The 15156-nt window shown below is 69.7% G+C and carries 18 protein-coding genes and 1 tRNA gene; 15 read left to right on the top strand and 4 right to left on the bottom strand.

Features of this window, described 5'->3' with window-relative positions; genetic code table 11:
* The first annotated feature begins 1 nt into the window (after window position 1).
* From glp to ABCR94_RS35735, 7 genes are all read left to right on the top strand, one after another.
* A complete protein-coding gene (gene glp / locus ABCR94_RS35765; RefSeq protein ID WP_347125304.1) occupies window positions 2-1342 on the top strand; it encodes a molybdotransferase-like divisome protein Glp in 1341 nt (446 codons plus the stop codon).
* Window positions 1343-1404: 62 nt separating this feature from the next.
* Window positions 1405-1884, top strand: coding sequence for a cyclic pyranopterin monophosphate synthase MoaC (moaC, locus tag ABCR94_RS35760; RefSeq protein WP_347125302.1), 480 nt, complete (start codon window positions 1405-1407; stop codon window positions 1882-1884).
* The gene (locus ABCR94_RS35755; RefSeq protein WP_347125301.1) at window positions 1881-2402 is read left to right on the top strand and encodes a MogA/MoaB family molybdenum cofactor biosynthesis protein; all 522 of its coding nucleotides are present in this window, start codon (window positions 1881-1883) and stop codon (window positions 2400-2402) included. The genes moaC and ABCR94_RS35755 overlap by 4 nt, the downstream gene beginning before the upstream one ends.
* The gene (locus tag ABCR94_RS35750; protein ID WP_347125347.1) at window positions 2399-3025 is read left to right on the top strand and encodes a GNAT family N-acetyltransferase; all 627 of its coding nucleotides are present in this window, start codon (window positions 2399-2401) and stop codon (window positions 3023-3025) included. The genes ABCR94_RS35755 and ABCR94_RS35750 overlap by 4 nt, the downstream gene beginning before the upstream one ends.
* Window positions 3026-3185: 160 nt before the next feature.
* A complete protein-coding gene (sepX, locus tag ABCR94_RS35745; RefSeq protein WP_347125300.1) occupies window positions 3186-4367 on the top strand; it encodes a divisome protein SepX/GlpR in 1182 nt (393 codons plus the stop codon).
* 60 nt (window positions 4368-4427) lie between these two features.
* Window positions 4428-4501: transfer RNA gene (locus tag ABCR94_RS35740), tRNA-Ala, on the top strand.
* 734 nt (window positions 4502-5235) lie between these two features.
* Window positions 5236-5754, top strand: coding sequence for a zinc ribbon domain-containing protein (locus ABCR94_RS35735; protein WP_347117077.1), 519 nt, complete (start codon window positions 5236-5238; stop codon window positions 5752-5754).
* On the opposite strand, the gene ABCR94_RS35730 is transcribed toward ABCR94_RS35735, so the two are convergent.
* Both ABCR94_RS35730 and ABCR94_RS35725 read right to left on the bottom strand, forming a co-directional pair.
* Entirely contained in the window at window positions 5717-6502 is a 786-nt protein-coding gene (locus tag ABCR94_RS35730; protein ID WP_347117076.1) for an IS5 family transposase, read from the bottom strand. The two genes, ABCR94_RS35735 and ABCR94_RS35730, sit on opposite strands and share 38 nt — an antisense overlap.
* Window positions 6503-6769: 267 nt before the next feature.
* Window positions 6770-7654, bottom strand: coding sequence for a hypothetical protein (locus ABCR94_RS35725; RefSeq protein ID WP_347125353.1), 885 nt, complete (start codon window positions 7652-7654; stop codon window positions 6770-6772).
* Between ABCR94_RS35725 and ABCR94_RS35720 the strand changes: the two genes are divergently transcribed.
* A complete protein-coding gene (locus ABCR94_RS35720) occupies window positions 7560-8126 on the top strand; it encodes a hypothetical protein (RefSeq protein ID WP_347125345.1) in 567 nt (188 codons plus the stop codon). The two genes, ABCR94_RS35725 and ABCR94_RS35720, sit on opposite strands and share 95 nt — an antisense overlap.
* A 17-nt stretch (window positions 8127-8143) precedes the next feature.
* Here the strand turns inward: ABCR94_RS35720 and ABCR94_RS35715 are convergent, their stop codons facing one another.
* A complete protein-coding gene (locus tag ABCR94_RS35715; RefSeq protein WP_347125298.1) occupies window positions 8144-8506 on the bottom strand; it encodes an ArsR/SmtB family transcription factor in 363 nt (120 codons plus the stop codon).
* A gap of 192 nt (window positions 8507-8698) precedes the next feature.
* On the opposite strand from ABCR94_RS35715, the gene ABCR94_RS35710 reads away from it, so the two are divergent.
* Window positions 8699-10237 carry an MFS transporter gene (locus ABCR94_RS35710; protein ID WP_347125297.1) on the top strand — a complete coding sequence of 513 codons (1539 nt, stop codon included), beginning with the start codon at window positions 8699-8701 and terminating at the stop codon, window positions 10235-10237.
* Window positions 10238-10276: 39 nt separating this feature from the next.
* Here ABCR94_RS35710 and ABCR94_RS35705 read toward each other — a convergent pair whose 3' ends face one another.
* Window positions 10277-10759 (bottom strand): GNAT family N-acetyltransferase, encoded by a 483-nt coding sequence (locus tag ABCR94_RS35705; protein ID WP_347125295.1) that lies wholly within the window; start codon window positions 10757-10759, stop codon window positions 10277-10279.
* A 65-nt stretch (window positions 10760-10824) separates the two neighbouring features.
* Between ABCR94_RS35705 and ABCR94_RS35700 the strand changes: the two genes are divergently transcribed.
* The 6 genes from ABCR94_RS35700 to ABCR94_RS35675 all read left to right on the top strand — a co-directional run bounded on the left by ABCR94_RS35700 (window position 10825) and on the right by ABCR94_RS35675 (window position 15123).
* Window positions 10825-11622, top strand: coding sequence for an exodeoxyribonuclease III (locus tag ABCR94_RS35700; RefSeq protein ID WP_347125293.1), 798 nt, complete (start codon window positions 10825-10827; stop codon window positions 11620-11622).
* Between the two features lie 222 nt (window positions 11623-11844).
* Window positions 11845-12048 (top strand): acyl carrier protein, encoded by a 204-nt coding sequence (locus tag ABCR94_RS35695; RefSeq protein ID WP_521978586.1) that lies wholly within the window; start codon window positions 11845-11847, stop codon window positions 12046-12048.
* On the top strand, window positions 12045-13289 hold the full coding sequence (locus ABCR94_RS35690) for a beta-ketoacyl-[acyl-carrier-protein] synthase family protein (protein WP_347125290.1): 1245 nt from the start codon (window positions 12045-12047) through the stop codon (window positions 13287-13289). The genes ABCR94_RS35695 and ABCR94_RS35690 overlap by 4 nt, the downstream gene beginning before the upstream one ends.
* An 88-nt stretch (window positions 13290-13377) precedes the next feature.
* The gene (locus ABCR94_RS35685) at window positions 13378-14286 is read left to right on the top strand and encodes an alpha/beta fold hydrolase (protein ID WP_347125289.1); all 909 of its coding nucleotides are present in this window, start codon (window positions 13378-13380) and stop codon (window positions 14284-14286) included.
* 112 nt (window positions 14287-14398) lie between these two features.
* On the top strand, window positions 14399-14578 hold the full coding sequence (locus ABCR94_RS35680; RefSeq protein WP_347125287.1) for a hypothetical protein: 180 nt from the start codon (window positions 14399-14401) through the stop codon (window positions 14576-14578).
* A gap of 125 nt (window positions 14579-14703) precedes the next feature.
* Window positions 14704-15123 carry a hypothetical protein gene (locus ABCR94_RS35675; protein WP_347125285.1) on the top strand — a complete coding sequence of 140 codons (420 nt, stop codon included), beginning with the start codon at window positions 14704-14706 and terminating at the stop codon, window positions 15121-15123.
* Window positions 15124-15156: the final 33 nt, after the last annotated feature.

Raw genomic sequence — 15156 nt, 5'->3', positions numbered from 1 at the left:
CTTGAGCAGCACCACAGCGTCGCCGGCAGCGTCCACCGACAAGGACGGCCACATCTGGTCGGTGGACGAGCACCTGGAGGACATCCTCGGCGCGATCCGCCCGCTCGAACCCATCGAGCTGCAACTGCCGGACGCCCAGGGCTGTGTCCTCACCGAGGACGTGACGGTGCCCGTCTCCCTGCCCCCCTTCGACAACAGTTCGATGGACGGGTACGCGGTGCGCACCGCCGATGTGGCGGGTGCCAGCGAGGAGTTCCCCGCGGTCCTCACGGTGATCGGCGATGTGGCGGCGGGCAGTGGCGAGCTGCTCACCGTCGGCCCCGGCGAGGCCGCCCGCATCATGACCGGAGCCCCGCTGCCGCCCGGCGCCGAGGCTGTCGTCCCGGTCGAGTGGACCGACGGCGGTACGGGCGGCGGTCCCGCCGCCACAATGCGTGCGCACAGCGCGTCGCCCGAGGACGCGTCGGGCGAAGTCCGCATCCATCGCCCCGTCGAGGCCCGCGCCCATGTGCGTGCCCGCGGCAGTGACGTCCAGGCCGGTGACCTCGCCCTGGAGGCCGGTGCGATCGTGGGCCCGCCACAGATCGGACTGTTGGCCGCCATCGGCCGCGCCACCGTCATGGTCCGCCCGCGCCCCCGCGTCGTCGTCCTGTCGACCGGCAGCGAGCTGGTCCAGCCGGGCGAGGAGCTGGGCCAGGGCCAGATCTACGACTCCAACAGTTTCGCGTTGACCGCCGCCGCCCGTGACGCCGGAGCCATCGCCTACCGCGTCGGCGCCGTCACCGACGACGCCGAGACGCTCCGCGCCACCATCGAGGACCAGCTGATCCGGGCCGACATGATCGTCACCACCGGCGGCGTCAGCGTCGGCGCGTACGACGTGGTCAAGGAGGCTCTCTCGTCCGTCGGTGACGAGGACGAGCCGGGCAGCGGCATCGACTTCCGTAAGCTCGCCATGCAGCCGGGCAAGCCCCAAGGCTTCGGGTCCATCGGCCCCGACCACACCCCGCTGCTGGCCCTCCCCGGCAATCCGGTCTCGTCGTACGTCTCCTTCGAGCTGTTCGTGCGCCCCGCGATCCGCGCCCTGATGGGGCTCAAGGACGTCCACCGCCCCACGGCCCGCGCGACGCTGCGCGCCGACAAGCCGCTCAGCTCCCCGGCAGGCAAACGCCAGTTCCTGCGCGGTACGTACGACGAGGAGTCGGGCACCGTCACACCCGTCGGCGGCGCCGGATCGCACCTGGTCGCGGCCCTCGCCCTGGCCGACGCGCTGATCACCGTTCCGGAGGAAGCCACCTCGCTGGAGCCCGGCGCGGAGGTCGTAGTGGTCCTGCTCGGGTGACTGGGGCCCGGTGGGGGTAGCGTGTCTGCCCTCACAGGCCCTGACCGGGAGCGCCACACGTAATGAGTACGCACGAACGGCTCACCCACATCGACGAGGCGGGCGCGGCCCGCATGGTCGACGTATCGGCCAAGGACGTCACCGCGCGCACCGCCCGTGCCACCGGACGTGTCCTCGTCTCGCCGCGCGTCGTCGAACTGCTGCGCGGTGAGGGCGTCCCCAAGGGCGACGCGCTCGCCACGGCACGTATCGCGGGCATCATGGGCGCCAAGCGCACGCCCGACCTGATCCCGCTGTGCCATCCGCTGGCGCTTTCGGGCGTGAAGCTCGATCTGTCCGTCGCCGCTGACGCCGTGGAGATCGCCGCCACGGTGCGCACGACCGACCGTACGGGCGTCGAGATGGAGGCACTGACCGCCGTCACGGTCGCCGCGCTCACGGTGATCGACATGGTGAAGGCGGTCGACAAGGGCGCGGTCATCACCGATGTGCGGGTCGAGGAGAAGACGGGCGGCAAGTCCGGCGACTGGAGCCGTTCATGACCACCGCCGACCGAGCCCCTCTCAGAGCCCTCGTCGTCACCGCGTCCAACCGGGCGTCCGCCGGCGTCTACGCCGACCGGGGCGGCCCGCTGATCGCCGAGGCCCTGACCGCGCTGGGCTTCGAGGTGGCCGGGCCCGAGGTCGTCCCGGACGGCGACCCGGTGGAGGCGGCCCTGCGCGCGGGCGTCGCCGCCGCGTGCGACGTCATCGTCACCACCGGGGGCACCGGCATCTCGCCCACCGACCGGACCCCGGAGGCCACCCGCCGCGTCCTCGACTACGAGATCCCCGGCATCCCTCAGGCGATTCGCGCCGAGGGTCTTGCGAAGGTCCCGACCGCCGCGCTCTCCCGCGGCCTCGCGGGTGTCGCCGGCCGGACCCTGATCGTCAACCTGCCCGGTTCCACCGGCGGGGTGCGCGACGGCCTTGCCGTCCTGGACCGGCTCCTGACGCACGCCGTCGACCAGCTCAGGGGCGGCGACCACCCCGGCCCCCCGCGACTCGGGAGCCCGAGCTGAACGGTTCACCCTGGCCTGTCGACCTGACGGACGGCGATGTCGTCCTCCGCCCGATAAGGCTGCGCGACCAGCGCAACTGGCGCGACGTCAACCGGCGCAACCGCGACTGGCTGCGCCCCTGGGAGGCGACGATCCCGCCGCCCGCCCCCTCGGGCCCGGTCGCTCTGCGCCCCACCTACCGGCAGATGGTCCGTCATCTGCGTGCCGAGGCCAACGCGGGCCGGATGCTGCCCTTCGTCATCGAGTACCGGGGACAACTGGCGGGTCAGTTGACGGTCGCCGGGATCACCTGGGGGTCGATGTGCTCAGGGCACATCGGCTACTGGGTCGACCGTGACGTGGCGGGCCGCGGCGTGATGCCGACGGCCGTCGCCCTCGCCGTGGACCACTGCTTCCGGACGGTCGGCCTGCACCGCATCGAGGTCTGCATTCGCCCCGAGAACGTCCCGAGTCGCAGGGTCGTGGAGAAGCTCGGATTTCGTGAGGAGGGCCTGCGCCCCCGCTATCTCCACATCGACGGTGGATGGCGTGACCATCTGGTCTTCGCACTCACGGCGGAAGAGGTACCGGAAGGACTGCTCACCCGCTGGCGCCGAGCACGGCCGGGAACACCCCACAAATAAAATAAGTGTTCGAAATTGATCGCTGCTTGATCGTGTGTGCACCCACAAGTGGCCTGCTGATCCGATCAATCACAAAAAAGTTCGAGTTATCAGCCAGATCGTGCGACACACCGGGCCAATTGGCGGATGGCCCAGCGCAGACCCCTCTACGGTGTGGGGTGTGAGCAGCAGTGGCCTCATCTACGCAGTCATCGTCGGGGCCTGGGCCGCCTACTTGGTGCCGATGTGGCTCCGCAGGCAGGACGAGCTCAATGAGGCCCGTCCGACGGAACGCTTCAGCACCGCCATCCGGCTGCTGTCCGGACGGGCGGCCATGGAGCGCCGATACGCCAAGGAGCTGCAGGACCGCACCGCTGGTGAGGCGCAGTCCGACGTGGACCCGGATGCCGTCACGGACCGAATGAGTTCCGTCGACGTCCGGGCCTTTGCCGCGCCCCCGTTGCAGACCGAACGCCCCGACACGCGTGAAGAAGCGCGCGAGAAGGCCCGGGAAGCACGCCAGGAGGCGCGCGAAGAAGCACGAGAAGAAGCACGGGAGGAAGACGCGCGGGAGCACGCGCGCGAAGAGGCGCGACAAAGCGCGCGGCAGAGCGCACGAGAGGAACGGCGTGCGCGTGCTACGGGCGCAGCCGCCGAACGAGCCCGGCGCTCGAAGGTCCTCGCGCGCCGTCGGCGCACCACCGTGGTCCTCTTCGTCGTCTTCAGCGTGGGCGCGATCATCGCGGCGGTCGGCGGTCTGCGCGCCCTGTGGGCGCCGGCGATCCCCGCGTTCCTGCTGAGCACGTACATCGTGCATCTGCGCACACAGGAGCGGCGCCGCTTCGCCTTCACCATGGACCGGCGCAGGGCCGAAGTGGCGGCACAGCGGCTGCGTGAGCGCCGCCCGCACCAGGGCCGGCGCTCGGCGGGCGCTGAGCCGGACGAGGAGCCCGCCGTACGGCCGGAGCCGGAACCGGCGCCCGCGGTCTCCCCGCAGGAGGCGGGCCGTCGCGCCCTGGTGGAGCAGACGGACCACGCGGAGTGGGTCGACCAGCAGCGTGAGCGCGAGCGCGGCTCCACGCGTGGCGAGAGCTGGGACCCGGTGCCGGTCCCGCTGCCGACGTACGTCACCGCCCCGGTCGCGCCGCGCGCCACGGGCAGTGTGGACTTCGGCGACCCGGGCACCTGGAGTTCGGCACGATCGAGCACCGCCGAACCGACTCCCGCGCCGGAGCCGGCGCCCGCCGCCGAGCAGCCGCCGCGGCAGCGCACAACTTCACCGCGGCGCAACCGCGACCGGGGCCGCACACCGCTTTTCGACCAGTACGCGGACGACGACCGACCCCGCGCAGTCAACGAGTGACCTGCGAGGAACGGATTTCCAAGCACCCCGATCGGAGTGCTAGAGTTTCTCTCGTTGCAAGGGCCTGTGGCGCAGTCTGGTAGCGCACCTCGTTCGCATCGAGGGGGTCTGGGGTTCAAATCCCCACAGGTCCACCGCAAGGCCGTTCTCGGGTTAGCCCGAGAACTGTTCACGAGATCCCGTTCAGACGGTCACCGTCTGAACGGGATCTCGTCGTTTCGGCCTCTGTTTGTGTGAAAGTCAGCCTGCCGGGCCGCCGGGAAGCGGGGCGGCCTCCGTCGGAACCGACCGGGGGTGGAGATGCGGACATGCCGCAGGGACCGCAGGCATGGAGTCAGACTCCTGCGGTCTCGCGACGTGTCGATCTGCAATTGCGGGGTGCGTGCCGTCTCAGGGGCTTCGGCTCTGGCTTCTGGGGCGGGGCATGGCTGTCACGACGGTGGTGGTGTAGGGCGGGAGGACATCGCCCGGCTCGGGGTCGAGGCCGGTGATGGGGCCCTTGTTGCAGCGTCTGGGCGACACGCCCGCGGGGCTGACGTCTCTCGCGGGAGTGCCGGGCGGAGTCGACGGACTTCAGACGCCCGTTGCCGCCTTCGATGTGCGCGCGGAGCGTCTGGTAGGCCAGAGCCCAGGAGGGTGTCTGCCAGGGCAGTTCCTGGCGTGTGCGGGGCATGACGTGTGCGGTGGGCGTCGAGGTCAATGACTACCGATACGGGCCCCTACTTCTTTGCTGTGCCCCCGCTTTCCCGTTCCTGAGAAGCTGTTGCTAAAAGGGTCTTGAGGGTTGCGTTTCCGCTGGTCAGGTATGAAGTGGGCTGAGCGCGGAAGGGTTCGGGCGTCATGATTGTCCGAGCGTGGAGGTGCGGGGATGCCGTCGGTGAAAGGGCTGTTCGAGGAGCGGGAACGTGCGGCGAGGCAGCGGGTGGAACTGCTGCGCGAGGAGGCCGAGCGGGTCCTGGCCGCGCTGCGGGAGGCCGAGACGTTCTGGGAACGGAAGGTCGTCGCGTTGGAAGAGCTCGATGACGCCTTGAGCGTGGACCACGGGTCCGTGGCGGTCGAGGTGGGAGGGGAGTCGCGGCCCGACCCGTCGGTGACGGTGTCGGGTTCGATGGTGCCGCAATGGCGGGCGGACCTGTCGGCCTCCGCGCTCCCGCCGGACTATCAGCGCATCATCGGTGTTCTGGTCGGCCGGGAGGCCGGCGGGGCGGATGGTGACCGGTCGATGATCTGCAGGGAGATCGCCGGTGGGCTGGGCCTGGAGTTGGTGCCGGCGAAGGTGGAGGGGGTGCGGTCGAAGGCGAAGAAGATGGTGGCCCGTGGATGGCTGACCGAGGTGCGGGCGGGACGGTTCACGCTCGCGGACGGCCAGCGAGGCGACGGCTCATGACCATGGTCATCGACCACAGGATCATCGCTTCGGCGCTGACGGTCGTGGTCTCGAAGTCGCGGGCCAGACGGCGCGAGCGCATCAGCCAGCCGAAAGACCGTTCCACCACCCAGCGGCGGGGAAGGATCTTGAAGCCCTTGGTGTCGTCACTGCGCTTGACGACCTCCAGCACGATGTTCAGCGCCTTCGCCGCACCGGCGAGGACAGGGCCGGTATAGCCGCCGTCGGCCCAGATGAGACGGAGCCGGTGAAATCTCTTGCTCAGGAAGGGCAGGAGGGCCTGGAACGCGTCACGGTCACCGATGTCAGCAGGGGCGACGTGGACGCTCAGCAGCAGACCCAGGACGTCGGTCACAATGTGCCGACGCCTCCCGTTGATCTTCTTGTTTCCGTCGTAACCCCGTGAGGCGGCCGGAACGTTGGCGGCGGCCTTCACCGACTGTGAGTCCACGATTCCCGCGCTCGGCTCCACGTTCCTGCCCGCCCGCGCCCTCACCTGCTCGCGCAGCCGGTCGTGGAACTCCGCGATCAACCCCTGCTCCCGCCACCGGCGGAAGAACGCGTACACCCGCTCCCAGCAGGGGAAGTCTGCGGGCATCGCCCGCCACTTGACACCGTTGTCGACGACGTAGCGCACCGCGTCGACCATCTGCCGGTGGCAATAAGACTCCGGCCGGCCCGCCTGCTTGCCCAGCCACGCCGGGACCGGCAGCAACGGGCGCACCCGCGCCCACTCCGCGTCCGTCATGTCCGTCGGGTACCGACGCTCACGGCCGGGCTGATCGGCCGCGTTTCCGTACACGTGCGCGAGACAGTCACACGACCGCGCCGAACCACTGGCCACCGGCCCCATCGATGCGGTGAACTGGAACAACAGGGCCTCCTGGAAACGGTGATCTCGACAACCACTCGCTTCCAAGAGGCCCTGCTTTCATGCCCCGCCCCATGAAGATCACCTATCCGGGATCGACGCGAGGAACATCAGATCGACCGCCAGGCCACATGATCGATTGAACTACGGCTTCTGAGCCCAGGGGCAGTTGAGCTTGGTGACGGGGCAGGCGTACCGCTCGGTGCCTTGGTCGTCGAATGTGTCCTTGCGGGTGAGTGCGTACGCCTCGATCTGTTGCAGCTGCTCTCGCAGTGGAATGCGCTCGCGCTCATTTCTGGCGCTGCGGACTTGCTGATAGAGGTCGAGCAGGGGGCGTGGGGTGAGGGGGCAGAACAGTCGGCCCACTTTGGTGATAGCGCCCTGGTGACGGTGCTCTGCCTGATCGGCGACCTGGGGTTTGGTGAAGTCGAGTACCGGCATGTAGCCGAGGGCGCGCATGGGTCGGTGGAAGTTATAGGGAAGGAGTTTGGTGTAGGCACAGTCGGCCGCAGTGAAGCCGCGGAGTGCGGTGAGCTGGGCCCGAACAGCGCTGACGTAGTGGGCATGACGACCCATGTCCTTCTCGGGGGTGTGCAGCACCATGCCGAGGATGAGCTGTGGGTAGCGGCCGGCCCGGTCCGGGTCGGCGTGCGCAGCGATGGCGAGGGTGGCGCTGTAGCCGAACTCCCGGTCGCCACCGCCCTTGTAGTGCCAGTTGGCGCTCGCCTCCAGGGCGGGGCGCTTGCGCGTATGCGGGCGGGCCCAAGACGGCGCGCAGGTGGTGTCAATCGCTGTATCGCTGCGCCAGAGGCGTATCAGCCTCTTGGCGAAGGCGGTGCGGACCGAAGGGCCCGGCCCCGTACAGCTGGCGGCGCACCGGTCGCTTACGCGGCCGGAGAGCCTGACGCTCAAGAACTGGTGCGAGAGCCACCGGATCACGGTCACCCAGTTCTTCGCGGCAGCGCTCGCCGAGTCGTTCGCGTCCGGTGTCGCGGCCGCCGCGGGCCGCTCGGAGATCTCCTTGTTCACGGCCGTGTCGCTACGGCAGCGCTATGAGCAGAGCGGCTTCCTGCCGGATGTGGGCTGTTTCATCAACGTGGTGAACGCACCTGTGCGCCTCGACTGCGGCGGCAGCACAGCGGGGCACGCGCGGGCTTATGCCTCGTCGTTCCGTGCGGCTGACGCCGCGTGGCGCCCACCCCGGCGAGATCACGCGGCGATCCGGCGGGCGGTCGAGGAGGCCGCCGCGGCAACGGAGTCCCCGGGGATCTGCATCACGAACGTCGGGGTCGTCGACCAGGCGCTCGGTCCGCACTCGAGCCGAGTGACGGGCTTTCGCACCGTGGTCAACCGAACCGGAGCCAACTACGCGCTGGTGCTCCACCTGGCCATGTTCAAGGGGGCGTTCGGCATGCAGCTGGCGTTCGGCACCCCGAGCATGGACCGGTCCACGGTTGAGAACGTGGCGAAGGGGCTGCATGACCGTGCAGCTTGCCTCTAGAGGGCTTGGTCGGCCGGTCACCCGGTGTCGTCGCCCACCGAGCGCAGGACGAGGTCCAGGAGCCCGGGGAAGCGCTCGTCGAACTCCGGGCGGCGCAGGCGATTGAGCCGTTTTGGCCCTGCGTCGCGCTGCTCCAGGAGCCCGGCCTCACGCAGCACCGCGAAATGCCGGCTCAGCGTTGCCTTGGTCACCGGCACGTCGAAGCTCCCGCAGGCCCGCTCCCAGTCCCCGGCTCCGGCCAACTCCCTTACCAGGGTCTGCCGGACGGGATCAGCGAGGGCGAGCAGTGCCGTCTCCAGTGGTACGTCGCCGGGGTGCGCGTGGACCGGCGCGGCGCGATGGCTCGTGCCCGCCGCCGGCTGCTGTCCCGTGGCCGTCATGGTGTGTGCTCCGTCCCACTCTCGCGCCCCGAGTCCGGATTGCAGAGTGTTCGATGATCTGCGTACACTCGAAAGTGTTCGTCTGGCAGCGAACAGTCTAGGTGAATCTGCGGCGCCCCGCGCGCGGCTTCATCACTCGCTTGCCCTCACCCCCCTCTGATCCCCCCTCGCCACCCATGGAAGGACAAGAGAGTGCCCCAGAATCAACCCCCCAGGGCCCGGCCAGGGCTGACCCTGTTCGCGGCCTGCCTGGGATTCGTGGTCGTCATCCTGGACGTCAGCGTCGTGAACGTCGCCACCGAGGCGCTCGCCGGAGAATTCGGCGGCGGCCTCTCAGGCCTGGAATGGGTGATCAATGGTTACACCCTCACCTTCGCCGCCTTTCTCCTGACGGCCGGCGCCATGGGCGACCGCTTCGACCCCAAGCGGATCTTCATGTGGGGCTTCGCGCTCTTCGCCGTCACATCGCTGGCCTGCGGAGCCGCGCCCTCACTGCTCGCGCTCGTCACCGCCCGCATCCTCCAGGGCATTGGCGCCGCGATGATCGTGCCGTCGTCCCTGTCGATCGTGAACACCAACTTCTCCTCCCCCGCCCGGCGTACCCGTGCCGTCAGCCTGTGGGCCGCCTCCGGTGGGCTCGCACTCGCGCTCGGCCCCGTCGTGGGCGGCGTCCTGGTGGACACCCTGGGCTGGCGCTCGATCTTCTACGTCAACATCCCCATCGCGATCGTGGGCATCCTGCTCACCAAGGCGTACGCGCTGCCCGCCCCGGCTCGTGCCCTCTCGGCCCGCCGCTCCCTCGACCTACCGGGCCAGCTGCTCGCCGTCATCGGCCTGGGCACCCTCACCGGCGCGATAGTGGAGGCGAACTCGAAGGGCTGGACCTCGGTGCTCGTCCTGACCTGCCTGGCCGTGTTCGTGCTCGCGCTGATCGGCTTCGTCGCCGTGGAGCGCCGCAGTGCCGACCCGATGCTGCCACTGCACCTGTTCGGCCGGAAGGCATTCAGCTCCACCTCGCTCATCGGTGTCCTGCTGAACTTTGCCTTCTACGGCCTGATCTTCGTCTTCAGCCTCTTCTTCCAGCAGGTCTGGACGTACTCGCCGATCGTGGCCGGGCTTGCCTTCCTGCCGATGACCGCCGCCATCATGATCGCCAACCTGGCGTGCGGACCGCTGGTCAAGCGCTACGGCGCCCGCACCGTCCTGATCACCGGCAACACCCTGGCCGCTGTTGGCTATCTGGCCACGGTGCCGTTCATCGGCTCCGCGTCGTACCCGGCCATCGTCGTCCAGCTCCTGGTCGCCGGTTTCGGTATCGGCCTGGTCGTGCCGTCCATGACGAACGCCATGCTCGGCTCCGTTGATCCGGCCAACGCCGGCATCGCCTCCGGTGTCCTCAACGCCTCGCGCCAGCTCGGGGGGCTCCTCGGTGTCGCTGTGATGGGCCTGCTCGTCGGCGAGGCCACCTCAGGCCACTTCTTGTCCGGACTGCGCGTCGCCCTGGTCTGTGCGGTGGCCGCCCTGGCCGTCAGCGGGGTGCTGAGCGCGGTCGGCATTCGCACGTCCGGAGCGGCCGACGCGGCTCCGGCTGCCATCTCGCCGAAGGCCGCGCCCTTGCCTGCGGCACTTCCGGCGCCGGGGAGCCCTATCGGAACATCCGCGTCCCCCCAGCTCAACCCCACCCGTGAACGGCCCACCGCAGCAGTTGATGAGCTCGCGTCCGATCGCTGAGATCGGACGCGAGCTCGTTCTTTTTGTGCCCCGACGGCATTACGGCGTGAGCGGCTTGGCGAAGCAGCGGCTGCTGTCGTACTCGCGGAAGTGACCGAACTTCGTGGTCGGCAGGTAACCGCTCGACGCGTACAGGGCGATGGCCTCGGGCTGCTCGGTGCCGGTCTCCAGCACCATCCGGGTGCGGCCGGCCGCACGGGCGTCCGCCTCCAGGGCGGCGAGTATGCGCCGCGCGAGCCCGAGGCCGCGGCAGTCGGGAATGACGTACATGCGCTTGAGCTCGGCGTCGCCCGTCGAGTACCCCTCGCCGTTCTCGTCCTGGGCTCTCCAGGCGCCGGTGGCGACGGGGCGGCCCCGGTCGTCGTACGCGATGAGGTAGATGCCCCGTGGTGGCTCGAACATGGCGGGGTCGAGCGGGGTGATGTCGCCCTCGCCGCCGTAGCGCTGCATATATTCCTGCTGCACCTGGGCGTCGAGCTTGATCGCGTCGGGGTGGTCATAGGCGCAGGTCTGGATACTCATACGTTCAATCGTACAGCTATGCACTATCCGGGTCGACCGCGTTCTGATGTCGGTATCGTGCCCGGATGCTCACTGTGACCAGCGTAAATGTGAACGGGCTGCGCGCCGCCGCCAAAAAGGGCTTCGTGCCGTGGTTGGCGGATACCTCGGCCGATGTGATCTGCCTCCAGGAGGTACGGGCCGAGCCGCACCAGCTCCCGGACGAGGTGCGCGAACCGGCGGGCTGGCACGTCGTGCACGCCCCCGCGGCCGCCAAGGGGCGCGCGGGCGTCTCGCTCTATACGCGGCGGGCGCCGGAGCGCATGCAGGTCGGCTTCGGCAGCACCGAATTCGACGGGAGCGGGCGGTACGTCGAGGTGGACCTCCCCGGCGTCACGGTCGCCAGCCTCTATCTGCCCTCCGGCGAGGTCGGCACCGAGCGGCAGGAGGAGAAGGTCCGGTTCATGGCGGAGTTCCTGCCGTACCTCCAGGGACTGAAGGAGCGCGCCGCGGCCGACGGGCGCGAGGTGCTGGTCTGCGGTGACTGGAACATCGCCCACCAGGAGGCCGACCTCAAGAACTGGAAGGCGAACAAGAAGAACTCCGGGTTCCTGCCCGAGGAGCGGGCCTGGCTCACACAGGTCTTCGAGGAGGCGGCGTACGTCGACGTGGTGCGCGCGCTGCACCCGGACCAGGAGGGCCCGTACTCCTGGTGGTCGTACCGCGGCAGGGCCTTCGACAACGACTCGGGCTGGCGCATCGACTACCTGGTCGCGACCGGCCGGCTCGCCGATCGGGCCGTCAAGGCGTACGTCGAACGGGCGGCCACTCACGACCTCCGCTGGTCGGACCATGCGCCGGTGACCGTCGTATTCGATCTGTAACGCCGTGGCCCCGACCGGCACTTGGGGCTTCGTACACAGAAGCGATTACTCACCGCATCGAGCGAACGATGTAAGAGACCGTCCGAGTGAGCGCGTATAAAGGTTGCCGTTCAACTCAGCCAGATTCGCCGACACGTACGCACCAACATGCGGTTGGCAACATCGTGTACGAATGCGAAGGAGTGCCGAATGGTGAGTGCGGCAGTAGAAGTCAGCACGCTCATGGTGCAGAAATTCGGAGTCGACCCCGCGGCCGTCCAGCCCGAGGTGTCGCTCCATCAACTGCGCATGGACTCCCTGGCTCTGGAGGAATTGCGGCTCCTCATCGAGGACCGCCTCGAAATCGACCTCGGGGACGCCGCACTGACCTCGCGGGACACCGTCGGTCAGCTCGTCGAGCTCGTACACAGCAAGATTCTCGTGTGACGGCGCCCGCGCAAAAGCCCTTCACCGCGGCGGTGACGGGCCTGGGCCTGGTCACCGCCGCGGGCGTCGGGGTCAAAGCCGCGTGGCAGGGCGTCACCGAGGGAACCGCGCCCACCTCCGTGTCCCGGCGCGAGGAGCTCCGCGACCTGCCGTGCGACTTCATGTACGGCATCGACGACCTCGACACCGCGCTGATCCTCGGGGTGGCGGCGCAGCGGCTGATGGACCGGTTCTCCCAGCTCGCCGTGGTGGCCGCGCGCGAGGCCGTCGCGGACGCCGGGCTCGACGCGTCCGTGTGGGACGGCGGCCGGGTCGCGGTCGTCATCGGGTCCGCCCACGGCGGACTGCCCTTCTACGACGAGCAGTCCGCCGTACTCGCCGCGAAGGGCCCGCGCCGGGTCTCGCCCAAGCTCGCCCCGCTGACCGTCGTCAACAGCGCGGCCAGCAGCGTCTGCATGGACATCGGCGCCCGCGGGCCGAGCCTCGCGGTGTCCACCGCCTGTTCCTCGGGCACCGTCGCGATCGGCACCGCGCACCAGTTGTTGCGGACCGGCGCCTGCGACATCGTCGTCGCCGGCGGCGCCGAGTCGGTCTGCTCGCGGCTGCTGATCGCCAGCGCCTGCCAGATGAAGGCGGTGTCCACCCGGCGGGACGACCCGGCGGCGGCCTGTCGGCCGTTCGACGCGGACCGGGACGGGTTCGTGGTCGGCGAGGGCGCCGGCCTCCTCGTGATGGAACGCCCCGAGCACGCCAGGGCGCGCGGCGCCCGCATCCGGGCCCACATCGCCGGATACGGGGCCTCCAGCGACGCGTACTCGGCCGTGGCGCCGGACCCCGAGGGCCGGGGCATCGAGAGTGCGCTGCGCACCGCGATGGCCGACGCGGGCGTCGTCGCGTCCGATATCGGCCACGTCAACGCGCACGGCACCTCGACCGTATTCAACGACTTGATCGAAGCGACCATGCTGCACCGAACCCTGGGGGCGCATCCGCTCGTTACGTCGACGAAGGCAATGACGGGCCACACGCTGGGCGCGGCCGGCGGCATCGAGACCGCGCTGACCGTCCTCGCCCTGGAGCACCAACTCGTCCCCCCGACAGTCAATCTGGACACGCCCGACCCGCAGATCCCGATCGAGGTCGTCAGCGGCGCCGCCAGGCCCGCGGCGTTCGACTGCGCGGTCAAGACATCGCTCGGCTTCGGCGGCCACAACGCCGCACTTGTCCTCACCCGGGCCTAGGGGGTGTCGTTTGGATCAGGCCCCGCGAGCCCGGCCTGATCCAAATGACACCCTCCTACCCAGCTAGACCACCAGAAGGAAGAGGCGCATGCCCGAGGAAGTCGTCCGATCCCTGTCGGTGAACGGGCTGCCTTACGCCTACCGAGTGCTGCGGCAGCCCGATGCGCTCACCGAACCGGTACTGGTCCTCGGGGGCGCGCTGCAGGGCATGCTCGGCTGGCCCCAGCTGGAGGACCGGCTCGGCCCGACGGCGAGCATCGTGACCGCGGACCTGCCGGGCATGGGCACCGCGGCCCCGCTGCCCCCCGGCCCCAGCGCGGAGATCCTGTGCACCGCGGTCACCCAGATCATCGACGATCTCGACGTACCGCGGGTCAATCTCTTCGGCTTCTCCTACGGCGCCGCACTGGCCTTCGGCTGCGCGCAGCGCAACCCCCGGCGCATCGCCCGGCTGATCCTGGGCGGCGTACCGACGTACATCAGCGACGAGCAGCGGGCCCACTGGCGGCGGGCCACCGGCCGGCTGGCCGCGGGGGACACCGAGGGCTTCGCCACACTGGTGGCCGAGGCGCTGATGTGTGTCGACCCGGACCGTCATGTGACCCGCAGGGACCTCGCGTTCCGGTACGTCAGGCGGTCCATGCTGCACGCCGTCGCGCACTCGCCGCACGCCGCGGACTCGCTGGAGCGCTCGCTGGGGGACCGGCCCGACTTCTCCGGCGGTCTGTCCGGTGTGCCGACGCTGGTCTTCACCGGGGAGCACGACACCGTGACCTCCGCCGAACGGCAGCGCGCCTTCGCGGCGACCATCCAGAGCAGTCGTTTCACCACCATCCGGGACGCCGACCACTGGGTCGTCCTGGAACGGGCCGACGAGGTCGCGGACTTGGCGGCGCGGTTCTTCACGGACCAGCCACTGGAGACGGCCAACTACCTGAGGTCGGTGCCCCGACAGGCCCGATCGCTGTCCGAGCCGGTCCTCGACGTCGTGTCCTGAGGGCTCCAGCGGCATCCCGTACGGTTTCGCGCACCCCGGCCCGGCGTTGTCTTTTGATATGTCCGTGACTTGTGGGCGCGTCCGCCGTTGGCAGGACATGAAGAAACGAAGCATGGCCGCTGTCGCATCCCTCGCAGCCGGAGTGGTGGCGGCTCTCGTCACCCCCGCACCCTCCGCCCACGCCGACTCGACGGACCTGCCGTTGGGGCTGCCCATCTCCGTCCCCGACGTCGGTTCCGTGGTGGCGGACGGAAGTTTCGCGGACGTGGACGACCTCACCGGACCCAAGTAGCGCGACCGGGTCCCGTCACACCGCACCCGCCGACAGGCGCGGCCCGTGAGGTGCTCCTGCGCTGCGCAGGAGCACCTCACGGCGTCCGCGTCACACAGGCACCCTCACTCAGGACGGAGTAGCCCATGCCGATGGAGCAGAAGCGTCGTACGCAGAAGGGTCGCAAGCAGAAAGGCCGTCGCCACCGCCGGGTCAACCGCACACCGCGCCCGGTCACCAGGACCAGGCCGGCCGAGGCTGTCAACACCGGCTTCACCGGCGTCACAGAGGTCACCGAGGTCGTCGCGGTCGGCCAACTCGGCGGCGTCAGCGACGAGGAGACCGTGTTCAGGCCGGTCCAGGCCGGTGGCATCGGCCGCCCCGCCGAACGCACCTGGCAGCACTTGAGGACCTGCGGGGACACCGGAGCGAGCGTCGACGAGCTCAGCGGCGTCGTCGGCTACCAGCCGGCCACCATCACCAGGCACGTGGACGGTCTCGCCGCCCATCACCTCGCCCAACAGCGCGACGGCCGTTGGTACGCCGCCCGGGCCGCGGCCCGCTGATTCCCGCGGCCCGCCGCAGGTCTCGGCCGACTC

Origin of the sequence: Streptomyces changchenzhani (assembly GCF_039766235.1) — a bacterium.
Lineage (GTDB): Bacteria > Actinomycetota > Actinomycetes > Streptomycetales > Streptomycetaceae > Streptomyces.
This window is presented reverse-complemented; position numbering and strand designations above follow the sequence as displayed.